At 53.5% G+C, this 16455-nt stretch carries 11 protein-coding genes and 1 tRNA gene; 8 read left to right on the top strand and 4 right to left on the bottom strand.

All coding sequences use genetic code 11. The annotated features are described in order from the left end of the window. Positions 1 to 217: 217 nt before the first annotated feature. From ACR3E7_RS12950 to ACR3E7_RS12935, 4 genes are all read left to right on the top strand, one after another. Positions 218 to 1495, top strand: a complete 1278-nt coding sequence (locus ACR3E7_RS12950; protein ID WP_480503531.1) for an adenylate/guanylate cyclase domain-containing protein — start codon at positions 218 to 220, stop codon at positions 1493 to 1495. A 257-nt stretch (positions 1496 to 1752) separates the two neighbouring features. Next, positions 1753 to 3453: an adenylate/guanylate cyclase domain-containing protein gene (locus tag ACR3E7_RS12945; RefSeq protein WP_480503530.1), complete on the top strand. Its 1701-nt coding sequence runs from the start codon at positions 1753 to 1755 to the stop codon at positions 3451 to 3453. 289 nt (positions 3454 to 3742) lie between these two features. Then, a complete protein-coding gene (locus ACR3E7_RS12940) occupies positions 3743 to 5416 on the top strand; it encodes an alkaline phosphatase family protein (RefSeq protein WP_480503529.1) in 1674 nt (557 codons plus the stop codon). A 365-nt stretch (positions 5417 to 5781) separates the two neighbouring features. Then, positions 5782 to 7053, top strand: coding sequence for an adenylate/guanylate cyclase domain-containing protein (locus ACR3E7_RS12935; RefSeq protein ID WP_170791591.1), 1272 nt, complete (start codon positions 5782 to 5784; stop codon positions 7051 to 7053). 290 nt (positions 7054 to 7343) lie between these two features. Here ACR3E7_RS12935 and ACR3E7_RS12930 read toward each other — a convergent pair. Then, positions 7344 to 7419: transfer RNA gene (locus tag ACR3E7_RS12930), tRNA-Thr, on the bottom strand. A gap of 143 nt (positions 7420 to 7562) precedes the next feature. Between ACR3E7_RS12930 and ACR3E7_RS12925 the strand changes: the two genes are divergently transcribed. From ACR3E7_RS12925 to arsJ, 3 genes are read left to right on the top strand one after another with little or no spacing between them, the layout of a single operon-like run. Beyond that, entirely contained in the window at positions 7563 to 8396 is an 834-nt protein-coding gene (locus tag ACR3E7_RS12925) for an arsenate reductase/protein-tyrosine-phosphatase family protein (RefSeq protein WP_480503527.1), read from the top strand. Further along, complete coding sequence (locus ACR3E7_RS12920; protein ID WP_480503526.1) at positions 8393 to 9391, top strand: ArsJ-associated glyceraldehyde-3-phosphate dehydrogenase; 999 nt, start codon at positions 8393 to 8395, stop codon at positions 9389 to 9391. Before ACR3E7_RS12925 ends, ACR3E7_RS12920 begins: the two co-directional genes overlap by 4 nt. Beyond that, complete coding sequence (arsJ, locus tag ACR3E7_RS12915) at positions 9388 to 10653, top strand: organoarsenical effux MFS transporter ArsJ (RefSeq protein WP_480503525.1); 1266 nt, start codon at positions 9388 to 9390, stop codon at positions 10651 to 10653. The genes ACR3E7_RS12920 and arsJ overlap by 4 nt, the downstream gene beginning before the upstream one ends. 43 nt (positions 10654 to 10696) lie before the next feature. Here arsJ and glf read toward each other — a convergent pair whose 3' ends face one another. The 3 genes from glf to ACR3E7_RS12900 are packed head-to-tail and all read right to left on the bottom strand — an operon-like array spanning position 10697 to position 13542. Continuing rightward, a complete protein-coding gene (glf, locus tag ACR3E7_RS12910; protein ID WP_480503524.1) occupies positions 10697 to 11854 on the bottom strand; it encodes a UDP-galactopyranose mutase in 1158 nt (385 codons plus the stop codon). Further along, a complete protein-coding gene (locus ACR3E7_RS12905) occupies positions 11855 to 12745 on the bottom strand; it encodes a hypothetical protein (RefSeq protein WP_480503523.1) in 891 nt (296 codons plus the stop codon). Further along, complete coding sequence (locus tag ACR3E7_RS12900; RefSeq protein WP_170791597.1) at positions 12742 to 13542, bottom strand: glycosyltransferase family 25 protein; 801 nt, start codon at positions 13540 to 13542, stop codon at positions 12742 to 12744. Before ACR3E7_RS12900 ends, ACR3E7_RS12905 begins: the two co-directional genes overlap by 4 nt. Before the next feature lie 504 nt (positions 13543 to 14046). Between ACR3E7_RS12900 and ACR3E7_RS12895 the strand changes: the two genes are divergently transcribed. Further along, positions 14047 to 15831 (top strand): ABC transporter ATP-binding protein, encoded by a 1785-nt coding sequence (locus ACR3E7_RS12895; protein WP_480503522.1) that lies wholly within the window; start codon positions 14047 to 14049, stop codon positions 15829 to 15831. Positions 15832 to 16455: the final 624 nt, after the last annotated feature.

Genomic DNA, 16455 nt, shown 5'->3' with positions numbered 1-16455 from the left:
CTGGGCGCGTTCCGGTGAGGCAAAAGTCGTGAAACGCAAAGGGCGCGAACTCTTTGGTATTGGTTGCGCGCGTTGCAAATTGTATTCTTGGGTGCTTTCAGCGTGTAGTGTAACGTACGCGTATGGTAGAAACTGGGTCAAATATGAAGCCAACCAGTAACTTGGTTTTCGGTATAGACGTGATCGCACCGACACCAAACTTGCAAGCAAGTTCGATATGAACTCCAAACCGTATCCTGTTCCTTTTGATGAGGAGGAGCGCAACGACGCCGTTCGTTCTTACAGGATTATGAACTCGCCGCCCGAAAACGGGTTCGATGAGATTAACGAACTGGCCGCTCAAATCTGTGATTGTCCGGTCGCCTATATCAGCTTCATTGAGGACGACCAGTTCTGGTTTAAATCGAAGTATGGAATTCCCGATGACTTCGAAAGATGCCCACGTGAGATCGCTTTCTGCTCGGTGACCATCTGTGGGTTCGATCTGGTTCATACACCAGATCTCACGCTCGATGATACGTTCAAGAACTTTCACTTTGTCCTTAACGATCCGCATTATCGGTTCTATTGCTCCATGCCTCTGGTCACACCCGAAGGGTATTCTGTTGGAACGATTTGCGTTATGGACTTTGAGCCTCGCGAACTGACCGTTGAGCAGCAGGAAGGCCTCAAACGCCTGTCGCAACAAACCGTGGCACAGCTCGAAAACCGTCGGCGGATCGTAGAACTGGATGAGACAGTCCGGGAACTAAATGATGCTTACTCTTCGCTCAGCAAAGAAAAATCTCGCGCAGATGAACTGCTGAGAACGATCCTGCCGGAGACGATCGCACAGGAGATGATTGAGACCGGAAAAGTGGCACCGAAGTTTCATACGTCGGCGACCGTCCTTTTCGCTGATGCCGTCGGATTTACGAAGTTCACCGGAACCTCGGAACCGGCAACATTAATCGGATTACTGGATAGCTATTTTGCAAGGTTCGACGATGTCGTGGCCGATTTTGGCCTCGAAAAAATAAAGACGATCGGGGACGCCTATCTTACAGTGTCTGGCCTGCCGCAACCGGACCGTTTCCACTATCTGAATGCGGCACTGGCCGCATTGCGCATGCAGGCCGAGATCAAGAACATCAACAAGCAACGCAGGAAACTTCGTCTGCCGCACCTCCAATTCCGAATGGGTATGAACTCTGGAGCGGTTATTGCCGGGATTGTGGGTCGGCGCCGGTTCTCCTTTGATATTTGGGGAAATGCCGTGAATATTGCCTCCAAGATCGAGAGTTCTGGCGAGCCAGGAGTGGTCATGGTTTCGCATTCGCTGAAACAGCAACTCGAACCCTATTTTGAACTCGAAGCTAGGGGAAATTTGCCCCAGAAAGAGCATTCAAAAGTGGAAATCTACGCACTCATGCGGCTCAAGCAAGAATACTCCGAAGACGTTGAAGGCATCATGCCGAATAAGAAGCTTCTGGGCATCGGGAAAACTGCGATTTAGTCAGCAAGGCTTGTTTGAAGAAATTGTCTCCTTGCCCTTTGCAACGAACGGCAGGTTCGTCCGCGACCCGGTCATTGCCTTGTATTTCGCCGACGTCCGCACTTAAAGGAAGCAGCCATTCATGATCGCGTTTTCGAAAATTTCGCCCTGAACGTCAGATCAGGCTCCCCAAAGCCGCTGGCGCGTGCCGCAAAACCACTTAAACAATGGCTTTCCGCCACTCGTTTCGGTAGCTTCGGTTTCGAATAGGACGGGACATGGCGCGAAGGCTGGCAGCAATTTTGATAGCGGACGTGGTCGGCTACTCTCGTTTGATGAGCGAGGATGAAGAAGGCACTCTGGCCGCCTTGCAAGCGTATTGGAGCGAAGAATTCAACCCCGTTGTCGCGGACCGTCAAGGCCGGATCGTAAAGATGATGGGTGACGGAGCGCTTGTCGAGTTTTCCAGTGTGGTCGATGCCGTCGATGCGGCACTGAAGATCCAGCGTCGGATTGTCGAAGCCAAAAGTAGGATCAGATTGCGCATTGGTATCAATCTGGGTGACATCATCGGCGATGGTGATGACATCTTCGGCGACGGCGTGAACATTGCCGCTCGCTTGGAAGCGTTGGCTGAGCCCGATGGAATATGCATCTCCTCGCTTGTTCATGACAGTGTCGGGAAGCGGGTGGCAGCCGGTTTCGTCGACGCGGGTGAGCACGATATTAAGGGGATTGAGCAACCGATCAGGGTCTTTCGTTGGCCCGCGAAAGGGCCGGTTCAGGCAAAGCAGGAAAAACCGTCTGTCGCGATCCTTCCATTCGAAAACATGTCGAACGACCGGGAGGACGAATATTTTTCCGAGGGCGTCGCTGACGACATCGCCACCGATCTATCCAAGATTTCGGGGCTTGTCGTCATCGCTCGAAACGCGACCCGAGATTACAAGAAACGGCCTCACTCCGCTGGGGAAGTAGCCCGAGAGCTTGGGGTCCGGTACGTACTTGAGGGAAGTGTGCGCCGGGGCGGCGGCCGAGTTCGCGTCAACGCGACGCTGATCGATACGGAGAACTCCAACCAGCTGTGGGCCGACCGGTTTGATGGAGAACTGGCGGAAATCTTCGACTTTCAGGACCGTATCACCGAGAGCATTGTCTCGACGTTGGCGGTGACGCTCACTCGAGCGGAACAAGAACGGGCATTTCGAAAAGAAGTCAAAAGCCTTCAGGCGTACGATTATGTCCTGCAAGGCAACGCGTTTCACGCGCTTACGACCAAGGCTGACAATGCAAGAGCGCGCGAGCTCTACGAGCGTGCAATCGAGCTCGACGCAGCATACGCTCCGGCATACGCGGGGCTCGCCTGGGCTTTGGTGCATGATGCATTTCGGTGGAGCCCAGATCCTGAAGCGACACTTGAGCTTGCTCTGAAGCATGCCAAGCAAGCCGTTAAGTTGGATACCGGGTTAGCCAAAGCTCATATGGTTTTGGGCGACGTCTATTGTTGGACGAGGCGAAACTCGTTGTCCGTAGTAGAAGGACAAAAAGCGGTAGAGTTGGAGCCCAGCAATGCTGATGCACATTTCGCGCTAGGGTACTACCTGATTGCGTCGGGTGCCTCGGAAGACGCGGTCAAAGAGGCGCGGCTTGCCTTACAGTATAATCCGGTATTTGCCATGGGTTTCTACTACGAAGTGTTGGGGACGGCGCTCTATCTCACCCAGAGTTACGATGACGCTATCGCAGCACTTGAACAGGGACTGGCACGATATCCGGACCATGATGGTTTGCACCAGATACTGGCGGCAGCCTATGCAAGGCTGGATGATCTGGATGCTGCTCGAGTGCATGCCGAAGAGTATCTGAGGCTGCGGCCAGACGACTCGCTGTCGAAGATTTCTGAAAGGCTTCCCTACAAAAACAAAGATGATCTAGAGCACCTGATTGAAGGCTTGCGTCGAGCTGGTGTGCCCGAATAGCTAGGCTGGCAGCTTTGTTGTCTCAATGACTGCTTCGTCCGCATAGCGGTCATTCGCGATATTTCAGCCAACGTCCGCTCGTGTGAGAAGCAGTCATTCACGGTAGGAACTTTAAAATTTTTGTCCTGAACGGCTGCTTTACGCCTCTTGTCAGTCATCTGAGAAAAACACTCAGATGACTGCGTTGAGCCCAAATCGGAAGTTCAAAAGAGCATCTTTAATGACCCTCAGTAGCCGGTGGACGCAGATGCTGGTATTCAGAGGATTGGGTAGTTCTATGAGGTCATAAATGCAGCGATCATTTGCCTTAGTCTCAACACTCCTTTTTTCAATATCCACGACGGCGGCTAGTGCAACGGAAGACATCCGACTCGTTGTTCAAATCACAATTGATGGACTGCGCGGAGACTTGATTTCTCGTTATGAGGCCGCCTTCGGCGAAGCTGGTTTCAAAAGGCTTTTGGAAAGCGGCGTCTGGTACACCGACGCTCATCATCGTCACGCCAACACCGAAACCATTGTTGGCCACGCGACGCTCGCTACAGGAGCCCATCCCTCTGAGCATGGAATGATTGGCAATGCCTGGTTCAACAGGGCTGAAGAGCGATTGGGATACAATATTGAAGATCCGGACTACCCGATGTTGCCGGTTCCAGGCTTCGGTGGAAACGTTGATCAAGTCGACCCGACACAAGCCGCTGCTGTGACATCGGGCCGTTCTCCCGTTAACTTGTTGGCGACGACGTTTGGAGACGAACTGGTGAAAGCCAATGCCGGTCGATCAAAAGTTTTTTCCGTATCTGGTAAAGACCGTTCGGCGGTTGCAATGGCAGGGCATTCTGGAAAAGCTTTATGGCTGTCGGCGGCTACAGGGGCATTTGAAACAAGTGCTTTTTATTATGACGCGTATCCCGATTGGGTTCTCGACTGGAACTCTAAACACGCCGCAGATGCTAAGATCGAAAGTGAGTGGTGGCCGGAGTGTTCTGACGCGCCTTACCTAATGGAAAGAAAGGAACGCTCCTTTGTAACCAACCTTGGCACATTCGGTCGCACTTTCCCTCATTTCTATGGGAAGCCGGAAGACGGGCTCTACTACACGCAGGTTTTATTGTCGCCTCATGGGGATCGGATCACGGCCGACTTTGCAAAAACTGTTGTCAAAGAGGAGGGGCTTGGTGACGATAAATGGCCGGATTACCTAAGCATCAGTTTTTCAGGTGTAGACGCAACCAACCATTTCTTCGGACCATCCAGCCTAGAAAATGAAGAAATGGTGCGCTGTTTGGATGAGACATTGGCTGATTTCTTTGAGTTCATGGATCGAGAGGTTGGACGAGCGAATGTGCTTTATGTGCTTTCCGCCGATCATGGCATGCCGGAAGCGCCAGAAGAGATGGCCGAAGCCGGGCTTTCGACATTCCGTAACTCCACCGAAGCATTGATGATAGATGTGAATTCGGTCATCGCCGATGAGTTCGGAGTGGAATCCGCAATACAGTTCTTTTTTCGTCCTTACGTATATCTGGACAATGCCGCCATTGAAGCGTCAGGCGCCGACAGGCGTGTTATCGAGCGACGCATCGTCGAAAACTTGATGGCTGCACCGGGCATTGAGCTTGCGATGCCAACTGAACCGTTTCCTGAACAACGAGGGCATACCCTTGAGGAGCAGATCCGGCGAAACTATCACCCAACACGTTCTGGCGACATTTATGTTGTTCAGACACCTTATTCATTTATCTTCGAGGAAGGTCCAATTGCCGTAATGCACGGATCGCCTTGGCGCTACGACACGCATGTTCCAATCATTTTCGCTGGTCCAGGTATCAAGCCAACTCGCGTCAGTCGTCCCGTTTCCACGGTGGACGTGGCCGTCACACTGAGCACTATTTTAGGTATCAGCCAACCTAGCAGCGCTGCGGGTGAAGCATTGAGCGAGATTGACGTTACAGATCCATAAGCGGTCTTGTCTTTTCGTCGAGTGACCAACGGCAATGCGTATTGGTGGAGAAAAAAGTGATCTTTGGCCCAAACTCCCAAGTTTGGCTAAATCTGGAGAGTTTCCTCAACGAACAGCAGGTTTGTCCGCACAGCGGTCGCTCGTGATATTCAGGCGGGCGATCGCATCGAGCCCGTCGCCTACCTTGGAGTACGGGGGTGAAACTGGTTGTTTAGCGCACCAAGCTAGGAGGCGATAGCAGTGCTGTGATACAAAAGGACTGAAGGCTCGGAACAAGACTCCCTGCGCTCATTGTGTCAAATCGGTCTAAGGTCTCAGTATCGAGCTGGTTCAATACGCTTGTTTAGACAAGAAAGTGTCTCAATATGATTGAGTTCAGCAGGTCTCCACTTCTAGATAGCGTTGCTGCTTGGCTGATGGGGTGCGGTCTTCGCGATACAAAGGCGGACGATGTGGTGCGAGGCTTTGGCAACCGTCTGGTTTCCGCTGGTGTCCCTGTTGCTAGGATCAACGTCGGGGGCATGGTCCTGCACCCAATTTTTGGCGCATTGAATGTGCTTTGGACGGTCCGCGACGATCAATCCAAAGTCGAACTAACGCCCAGAGACCAGCTTGCGACACCTGGATTCCGCAACACACCTTTTTTCGATTTGGCGCATAACGGCGGTTCCTATCGGCGTTACAAATTGGAGGATGGGTCGGTCGAGACCAGTTTTCCGATCCTAGAAGAGCTTCGTTCAGATGGCGCAACGGACTATCTGGTTCAGTTTGAAAGCTATCATCGCGATGACGCTAGCCGCTGGTCGGATTTTCCGCCTGGAATGGAGGGCGTTATGATGTCGATTTCTACACGACGTATAGGCGGATTTAGCGACTCTGAAATCAACTATATCCGAGCACTCATGCCTGCCCTCGCACTGGTTATAAAAAACGCTCAATCGCGCATTCTTGCGCAAGGTCTCATGGATGCCTACCTAGGAAGCTACTCTGGAAACCGTGTCTTGGATGGTGTAATCGAGCGCGGCGACGGAGGGGCAATCGACTGCATTTTGTTTTATTGCGACCTTAGAAACTCCAGTCGGATGGCAGAAGACATGCCATTGAATAGATATCTTGCGTTAATTAACGACTATTTTGATTGTACGGCCGGGGCGGTAGAAGATCACGGCGGTGAGATCCTTAAATTTATCGGCGACGCTGTTATGGCAATCTTCCCAGTAGACGAAAAGTCGAGGCCGGCAGTCGACATGAGCCGTGCCGCATTGTCTTCAGTGTTGGAGTGCTTAGCTCGCGCGAGGGAAAAGAACATCATTTGGCAAAAGTACGGCGGCAGAATTGAGTTTGGAATTGCCTTACATCGGGGTTCCGTAATGTATGGAAACGTCGGCACGGAACGTAGGCTGGACTTCACAACGATTGGCCCTGCGGTAAACCAAGTCAATCGGCTTGAGGGTCTGTGTAAGTCTCTTAAAACTCCTTTGGTAATGTCCTCGGAATTCGCAGCAGATGTTGCAACGCGGCTTGAGCCCTTGGGGCAACACCAGCTAGCAGGTATGTCGCAATCAACAAAGGTCTTTACGCTTCCAGAGTTCGCACCAACGGTCGATAAAAGTAGCTCAATTAATCGATCCAAATGAACGAATTATTTGATCTTAAGTTAGTAACTTCGGATTTCTGCAACAAATGATGAACGGGTGCTTTGTCCGCTTAGCAGACGCTCAGTCAGTTTTGGCGAAGGTCCGCTCCTGAGCCAAAGCGGATGTGCTTAATAGTATGGCCATTCTTAACAGTAGGAAGTGGGTGATGGGCATGGAATTGAAATCAACCCGGGATCATCAGGCATCAACAAAAAATCGGGGGGCAAATCAGGGGATATTTATCAATTTATCGCAAAAATATTCAAAAATTAGTAAAATACAGCTATTTTTGGTGCCTCAAGAGGGACTCGAACCCCCGACCTTGTCCTTACGAAGGACCTGCTCTACCAGCTGAGCTATTGAGGCAAGCGAGGGCTCGTTTAAACCGTCCGGGTCAGGCGCGCAAGCCCAGTTCTTAGGCTCTGGGTGCAGAACCCTTACTGTGAAATTTTTGTAACAGCGCTGAATAGTGGTTGTCGCACATCCTTTATTTCAATATTTCGTGAAATATGGAATATAAAACAACAGATCAGTTGGCCACCCTGGGCCATCCGCAGCGGTTAATGGTGTTTCGCATGCTTATGCGACGCTTTCCTGACACTGTTCCTGCCGGTGAACTGGCAGTGCAGCTGGATATTAAACCCAGCACCTTGTCGAACTACCTGAATGCTCTGCAACGCGCGGGATTGGTGCGGCAGGAGCGGTTGGGGACATCGCTGCTATATTCAATCGAGATGACGAATGTGCAGCACATGCTGGACTTCCTGCTGAAAGATTGCTGCAAAGGTCGGCCCGATATCTGTATGCCCTCCACCCAAGGAGCCAAGACTATGCCGGACCGGAAATACAACGTCCTTTTTCTGTGTGTGGGCAACTCCGCCCGTTCGATCTTTGCCGAATCCATCCTGCGCAGCTTGGGTGGGGATCGGTTCAAAGTTTATTCTGCAGGCACACAGCCGACCTCTGAATTGAACCCCTTCGCGATGCAGGTTCTGGCTGACAAAGGGCACGATACTTCGGCTTTGCGGTCCAAGCATATGTCTGAATTTGCAGCCGATGGCGCGCCCGAGATGGATTTCGTGTTCACCGTCTGCAATCAGGCCGCGAACGAGGATTGTCCGGCCTGGGAAGGACAACCCATCAGTGGCCATTGGGGCATGGTTGACCCGGTCAAGGCCATGGGCACGGACGCCGAGAAAAGCCTGGCCTTCCAGAACGCCTATGGCGCGCTGAAGCGACGGATCGAGGCGTTTACCTCTCTACCCGTCGAAAGCCTGGATCGGATCGCTTTACAAACGGCCGTGGATGACATCGCCAGAACACCTGTTGAGGACATGCAATGACGACTTACGCGGTAAACGGCCTTGGCCGGATGGGCAAACTGGCCCTAAAACCTCTGCTCGAGAAGGGCGCCAAGATCGCCTGGATCAATGATAGCGCTGGCGACCCCGAGATGCATGCGCACCTGTTGGAATTTGACACTGTTCATGGCCGCTGGGATGCGGAATTTACCCATGACGCCGACAGCGTGACGATCAATGGCACGCGCCTGCCGTTCATTGGCACCAAAGACCTGTCCGACCTGCCTATGGATGGCGTGGATGTGGTGATCGACTGTACGGGCGTGTTCAAGACCGAGGCTAAGCTGGCACCGTATTTCGAGGCAGGGGTGAAGAAGGTTGTCGTCTCAGCCCCGGTCAAGGAAGGCCCAACGACCAATATCGTGATGGGCGTGAATGAAAGCACTTATGACCCCGCAGCCCACCACATCGTGACCGCGGCGTCCTGCACCACCAATTGTCTGGCTCCGGTCGTAAAGGTCATCCATGAAAATCTGGGCATTCGCCACGGTTCGATGACCACGATCCACGATGTGACAAACACGCAAACCATCGTGGACCGCCCCGCCAAGGACCTGCGGCGCGCGCGGTCGGCATTGAACTCGCTGATCCCGACCACAACCGGCTCGGCCACGGCCATCACGCTGATCTACCCTGAACTGAAAGGCCGTTTGAACGGCCACGCGGTGCGGGTGCCGCTGCTGAATGCCTCGCTGACCGATTGCGTGTTCGAGGTTGAACGCGAAACAACCGTCGAAGAGGTCAACGCCTGCTTCAAAACCGCCGCCGATGGCGAGCTGAAAGGTATTCTGGGCTATGAGACCCGGCCGCTGGTATCCACCGACTACACCAATGACGAACGCTCCTCGATCGTCGATGCGCCCTCGACCATGGTGGTGAACGGGACGCAGGTGAAGATTTATGCTTGGTATGACAACGAAATGGGCTATGCGCACCGTCTGGTGGATGTGGCGCTGATGGTCGGGGCCTCGCTGTGACCGAACGGCCCGAGGGGCTGTCGGCCTATATCGCGGTTACGGCGGCCTATTGGGCTTTTATGCTGACCGACGGAGCCTTGCGGATGCTGGTGCTGCTGCACTTTCATACGCTGGGCTTCTCGCCAGTGCAGTTGGCGTATCTGTTTGTCCTCTATGAAATTGCCGGGATGGTGACGAACCTTGCAGCGGGCTGGATCGCGGCTCGGTTTGGCCTGACTTCGACTCTTTATGCCGGGCTTGGGTTGCAGGTGGTGGCATTGCTGGCACTTACACAACTAGACCCTAACTGGGCGATTGGCGCATCTGTGACCTATGTCATGATCGTGCAAGGCGCAAGCGGAGTGGCCAAGGATCTGGCCAAGATGTCCTCGAAATCCGCAGTGAAACTGTTGGCCCCGACAGAGGGCGGCGAGCTGTTTCGCTGGGTGGCATTGCTGACCGGATCAAAGAACGCTGTCAAAGGGCTGGGCTTCCTTCTTGGTGCAGCCATGCTGGCTACACTGGGCTTTCAGGCGGCTATTATCGTGATGGCGATCGTTCTGGCGGTGATCCTGTTCGCGGTTGTCCGGTTTATGCCTCCCGGTCTGCCCAAAGGGCGCAAGGGCGCGAAGTTCTCCGAGGTTTTCTCAAAATCTGCCAACGTCAATTGGCTGTCCGCCGCGCGGGTCTTCCTGTTTGGTGCTCGTGACGTGTGGTTCGTGGTCGGCATCCCGATCTATTTCTACGCCGTTTTGTCCGATGGCACGGAAGAGGGCAATCGCGCGGCCTTTTTCATGATCGGCACCTTTATGGCGTTCTGGATCATCCTCTATGGCGTCATTCAGGCCAACGCACCCAAAATCCTGCGCTCCCAAGATCGAACTAAAGGCGACCTGATAAACGCTGCTCGAAGCTGGGCCGCAGCCCTGTTCTGTGTCCTGTCGGCGCTGACCGTGGCGGTTCTGATCTCGGACGGACCGCAAACATGGCTGACCATTACACTGGTTCTTGGCTTGCTGGTGTTTGGGGCGCTGTTTGCCGTCAATTCGGCGCTGCATTCCTACCTGATCCTCGCCTTCACCAAATCCGAGCGAGTCACGATGGATGTGGGGTTCTACTACATGGCCAACGCCACAGGCCGGTTGCTGGGAACGGTACTTTCCGGTCTGACCTATCAGATCGGTGGATTGCCTTTGGTGTTGGGAACAGCAGCGGTTATGGTTGCTTTGGCGGCAATCACCTCGGGCAAGCTGACGGATCAAAGCCAAGAGGCGCATGCCTAAACGCCACATACGCCCTTGGTTTCAAACTGTATGGATGCGCCGTTTACAGAACCGAAACGAAGAACGGCTTCAGGTTTTCCCCGTTTGAAATCGCGGTCTGTGCGGCGTTTGCCGTATCCAGCGCCTCGCGAATGGTGACGTCCATATCAAGATAGCGGTAAGTCCCGAGTCGACCCACAAAGGTGACATTTTGTGCCGCCTCGGCCAGATCCGCATAGTCCTTCAACAAGGCTTTTTCCTTCACCTGCCGGATCGGGTAATACGGGATGTCGTCGGGGCCCGCTGCGCGCGAGTATTCGCGGTAGCACACCGAGCCCTGATGGTCTTCCCACGGGGCGAAATGCTTATGCTCGGTAATGCGGGTAAAGGGCACGTCCTCGTCGCCATAGTTCATGACCGCGCAGCCCTGATAGTCGCCTTCATAGGTGAACCGCTCGAAATCCAAAGTGCGATAGCCCAGCCGACCAAGCTCATAGCCGAAATAGCCATCCAGCGGGCCGGAATAGAACACGTGGTCAAACGCGGCGCCCATTTCGCGATTGAATGTTGTTTCCAGCTGAACCGTGATTGCAGGGTGATCGAGGATACCGGCAATCATGTCGGAATACCCTTCTTCCGGCATTCCTTGAAATCTGTGAAAAAAGTAGTTGTCGTCGTAGTTGAACCGTACCGGCAGACGTTTGAGGATCGAAGCAGGCAGTTCAGAGGGGTGGCAGCCCCATTGCTTGATTGTGTAGCCCCTAAAAAACGCCACATAGAGATCGCGGCCGACATAGCGCAGCGCTTGTTCCTCAAAGCTCTGTGGGTCGGTGATCGAAGTATCTGCCTGTTCTTGGGTGATAAAGGCGCGCGCCTCATCCGGGCGCAGGGTGGTGCCGAAGTACTGATTGATCGTGTGCAAATTGACTGGCAGCGAGAACACCCGGCCTTGTGATGTTGTTTTCACCCGGTTCTTATACGGCCGGAATGTCGCAAAGCGATTGACGTAATTCCAGACCTCTTCGTCATCGGTGTGGAAAATATGGGGGCCATAGACATGTACCAGAACGCCTGTTTCTGCGTCGCGATGGGTGTGACAATTGCCGCCGATATGATCGCGGCTGTCCACAACGGTGATCTTGTGACCCCGCTCTGCCAGCGACCGACCGATGACCGCGCCCGAAAGCCCGGCCCCAACCATCAGGAAATGCCGCGTGCTCATTCAGGGCCCTTTCTGTTTTGACGTGATGGTCGTCATGTCCAACGGCTTGGACAATTGCCGGCGCGCGATCTTGAGGATGCCTGATCGAGCTGATCCTCTGTCGCGAAACTCCGACAGAGCGGACATCCAGCTTTTGCACATGCGCCAGCCAAGCTGCACCCGCCCCGAGATCGGCTGCCCACCCTGCAAGATCCCGGCAAAGACGATGGGCACGGTGCGGCGGGTCAGATCGAACATCTCTTTCAGGACGGCCTCTTCCTGTTCGGAGCTCAGGTTGCCGGTTTCAGCCATGGCTGATTTTAGAGCCTTTCCTACCGGACGGGTGTGGTGCATCGCGATTTCGTCCAGAATGGCGGTTCGGAACGCTCCGGCCTCGGCCCAGCGACACCAGATGTAGTCCAGCCCGTATCCGCTCATTGTACCTTGAAACAGGGGCAGGGCCTTTTTCAAAACATCCCGATGCAGGCACGGGGCCATGATCTCGATATAGTTGATATAGCGCAGCACAAATCCGGGGCATCGGCTAAAAACAAAATGCGAATAGTAGCTGTCGAGTGTCAGTGATGGCTGTGCGATGCGCAATCCATGAGTGCGCATGGCTTGAAACAGGGCGTTCACATCCTGCGCGCTGATGTCCAGATCGTCATCCGGCAACCATATGAAGTCATAGTGGTCCAGATCCCTGTCGGACAGCGTCTTGTATAAGCCATCCCACTTGCCGCCCTTGATCAAAACAGCCTCAACGCCCGGCTGCGGGGTGAAGGCCGCAAAAGCATCGTCCGAGAAATAGCTGACCAGCAAATCGTAGTCGCGCTGCTTTAACGGCAAGTCTTGCCATCTGTGGTGCAACGAGTTGTTGCCCGCCCGGACAACCACGAGGTTTTTTTTCATGCGTGCTTTTGAACCTGACTATCTGCCCGCATCAATGGGGCCAGTCCTTCGATCATGTCCGGGTTCAGAGGGTGACTCAACCGTCCGTGCGTGTATTTCGCCTGATACACCAGGTTACGGACAAATCTATTCAACGGTGAGCCGGGTTTGGCACGGCGGCGACAAGGATCAATATTGCTTTCGCTGTTCTGCCGTTCCGTAATCATTTGCTTGCGCAGGGTCAGAATGGGGACGTTATGTTCCCAATAAAATTTCAAGTCGATATCAATCGGTCTCGAGATGGGCGCTTCGGGCTTCAACAGACGCTGTGCAGCGCGGCGACCCAGAACATAGCCGGTGGTTCTTGGAGGTAATCTGTCTGATAAAACAAGGTGTTGATCTGCAAATGACGTCAGAACCTGAAGGTTATTCCCCGGCACGCCATCTAGTTTGATCATCACGTCCTCAAAACACTCGGGGCAATCTTCGAGAGCGTTCAGGAAAGGCTGTGGGTCAACGATAAAGGTGGCGTCGTCCTCAAGAACCAAGCTGACACACTGATCGGATTCGGCAATTATTTGCCAGATCTTTCGATGCCCCAATGTGCAGGCGACCTCTCCTCGACTAAGAGGCCGCTTGAACTTTATCCGGTTCATATCGGCATCGTAGACGCAGCGCAGATCGGCCTCGGCCATCTGATCGCCAGATATCGCGTCACAAAATTCGTGATGCAGCCCGTGTTGCGTAAGCTCACGCTCGCAGAAGCGCCGACGCTCTACATCTTTTGGTAGACTAAGAATGAAAGTCCGGATCGACACAATATGGATTCCAAAAATGCTCTACCGCGTTACTACGTATCTCAATTGGCTAGTACAAGCGCAATTGGCGGCTTGCATTTGCCGGTGCGACAAGAAGGTCAGTCTGGCTGACCGCGATGCAGAAAACAATTTATGCGTGCGCAACGTGATCATCGCTTTGAATATGGTAGTGCGTATATTAACGTGCTCAAGAGTAACACAATTTCGCAGTTTGAACATCGCCAAAATTGGGTAAATACAATTGCGCAGACTTCCGCCGTCGATATCTGCACTGTGGGCATTTTGCTGCTTGGTAGCTGCCCTTTCCGAGTACGGTCAGGCAATTTTAGGCAGGTTGTCGAGAGTTTGTAGGACTTGTTTCGCCTATAGACCCCACCTATTTTGACGCGGAACTTGATCGCCCCCGGACGGGGCTAGTCTGTCGCGGTGTATTATCTGCCCTTTTGGCAAACCGGAATATGGGTTATCTGGGCGAGCGCATGGTTTCACGATCTGGAGAATGCAATGATTAAGCGCGCCTGGGATGAATGGCGATCTGGCTATATGGGTCGTCTCATCAGCGAGAGCTTTTTTGCGCAGGGCAGACTGTATGCCGTTGCAATCGTTGCGATGATTGCAGTTGCTGCTACGACCGCAGGGGCGGCTTTCATGATGGAATACATCGTGGACGCCATGACCAGCCCGGAAATGAGAAGCTATGCCTCTTTGATTGCGCTTGGCGTTGTGGGTCTTTTTCTTGCCAAAGCGCTCGCTACCTATGTTCAGGCCATATATCTGGCGCGGGCTGGCAACCGTATTGTGGCCGCCCAGCAAGACCGGGTGTATCGCAAGCTGCTGCGCCATGGGGTGTCTTTCTTTTCGGCCAATGAATCCTCGGATCTTTTGATGAGGACGACAAATGGAGCTCAGTCGGCGCGGAGACTTATTGATATCCTGGTCACCGGGTTTGTGCGTGATGCTTTAACCCTCGTGGGTCTGGTGATCGTAATGGTTTATCAGCAACCCGTCTTGTCGATCATGTTTTTCCTCGTTGGACCGGTTGCGCTGTATGGCGTGCGCCGCTTGTTGAAAAGCGTACGTTCGATCATGCAGGCCGAGTTCAAATCACTGGCCGAGATCATTCGCGTACTGCAAGAGACATCTGCGGGGATCAAAGTAATCAAGGTCTTTGCGTTGGAAGACCGCATGATTACACGGATGGACACCGCGATCCGCAAGGTGGAGGAGCGTGCAAACGATATCGCCCGGCTACAATCCATCGCCAGCCCGCTGATGGAGTTTCTGGCCGGTTTGGCAGTTGCCGGTGTTCTGATCGTCAGCACGATGGGTATCGCGGGGTCCGAGCCGCCTACTGCAGGTCAGTTGATGTCCTTTATCACGGCTCTGTTGATGGCCTATGAGCCGGCTAAGCGCCTCTCCAAGATGCGGGTTCAGATTGAAGCTGCCATGGTTGGTGTCGGTCTTCTGTTTGGCTTGCTGGACCAGGAAGACACGATGCAGGAGAGCCCCGATGCCCATGATTTGCTGGACGGCCCCGGTGAGATTGCACTGCGCAATGTGACGTTTGGCTACAAAGGTACGATACCTGTCATCGAGGACATGAACCTGACTTTCCAGGCGGGCAAGACCACCGCGCTTGTCGGTCAATCCGGTGGCGGAAAATCTACGATTTTCGGTCTGATCATGCGATTTTATGACCCCGATGAAGGACAGGTGGAGATTGATGGCCAGGACCTGCGCCATGCCAGCTACGCGTCTCTGCGGCGCAAGATTTCTTATGTTGGGCAGGATACGTTCCTGTTTTCGGCCCCGGTGATGGACAACCTGCGATGTTCTGCACCAGAGGCCACCGACGAAGAGGTGATTGCGGCGGCGCAGGCTGCACACGCCCACGACTTCATCACGGAGCTGTCCGACGGCTATGACACGCAAGTTGGAGAAAACGGCACGTTTTTGTCCGGAGGCCAGAAACAGCGCATCGCCATCGCCCGTGCGATCCTGCGAAAGGCGGAAATTCTGTTGCTGGACGAAGCCACCAGCGCGTTGGACGCAGAATCCGAATCCCTCGTAAAACAAGCTTTGGATTCTCTGACCGCAGATATGACCGTCGTTGTGATTGCGCACCGTCTTTCCACGATCCTTGAAGCAGACAAGATCATGGTGGTCCAGGATGGAGCCGTTGTTGAGCAAGGCAATCTGGGCGAGCTTATGAAACAGAACGGCAGCTTCCGTCGTTTGTTTGACCAGCAGTTCAAGAAAAGCGCGGCTGAACCAGAGGTGGCTGAGTGAATATCGACTGCCGCTGTTTGCACATGTAGCTTTATGCCCTTACTGTTTTCTCGCCAGCGAACCCGCGATTCCTGACGTCAATCTCGCAAAATGCGTGAATGCTCACGAACGCGTGTCCTCTAGACAACGCTTTGGGTTCGGAGTCTGTGCGGGCTGGCATTGTGATTTGCACCCGACGCTGTTTTGCGTCATGGCGGGAGTGTTGCCTTGTTAATGACAACTTTGGCGTGAAATTACAGCGCTGGTAACGCAGGCCTGAAATATTCTTGAGGTTGTTGATATGACCACTTTTATTCCCGGACCCAGTTCGGCTTCCCCTCTTAGTGCTATTCAGGGTGACGTTGCCTAGGGCGATGGGAACCCCAATACCACGACGGTCATTACATATAATTTTGATCAATACCTGGATTCTCAATCCTGGACAGAGTCCCACAAGGCAGATTTCTGCGCGGCGCTGGCGGCCATCGAAGCCGTGGCAAACGTACAGTTTGTTGAAGTATCTTCTTGGCTAGAAGCGGATATCTACGAAATCATTGCCCCATCTTCGAGCAATTTTTTTCGGTTCATCGAGCACTCTCGGATATCACTATACGCCGTCTAACTCTCCGTCCGAAGGCGCGTTCA

It is taken from the genome of Ruegeria sp. BK1 (assembly GCF_056535645.1).
The sequence above is the reverse complement of the archived record's forward strand: the minus strand, read 5'-3'. Positions and strand labels throughout refer to the sequence as shown.

Coding starts and splice junctions, on each gene's coding strand:
- ACR3E7_RS12950 (WP_480503531.1), top strand. CDS start 218: ATGAACTCCAAACCGTATCCTGTTCCTTTTGATGAGGAGGAGCGCAAC.
- ACR3E7_RS12945 (WP_480503530.1), top strand. CDS start 1,753: ATGGCGCGAAGGCTGGCAGCAATTTTGATAGCGGACGTGGTCGGCTAC.
- ACR3E7_RS12940 (WP_480503529.1), top strand. CDS start 3,743: ATGCAGCGATCATTTGCCTTAGTCTCAACACTCCTTTTTTCAATATCC.
- ACR3E7_RS12935 (WP_170791591.1), top strand. CDS start 5,782: ATGATTGAGTTCAGCAGGTCTCCACTTCTAGATAGCGTTGCTGCTTGG.
- ACR3E7_RS12925 (WP_480503527.1), top strand. CDS start 7,563: ATGGAATATAAAACAACAGATCAGTTGGCCACCCTGGGCCATCCGCAG.
- ACR3E7_RS12920 (WP_480503526.1), top strand. CDS start 8,393: ATGACGACTTACGCGGTAAACGGCCTTGGCCGGATGGGCAAACTGGCC.
- glf (WP_480503524.1), bottom strand. CDS start 11,854: ATGAGCACGCGGCATTTCCTGATGGTTGGGGCCGGGCTTTCGGGCGCG.
- ACR3E7_RS12905 (WP_480503523.1), bottom strand. CDS start 12,745: ATGAAAAAAAACCTCGTGGTTGTCCGGGCGGGCAACAACTCGTTGCAC.
- ACR3E7_RS12895 (WP_480503522.1), top strand. CDS start 14,047: ATGATTAAGCGCGCCTGGGATGAATGGCGATCTGGCTATATGGGTCGT.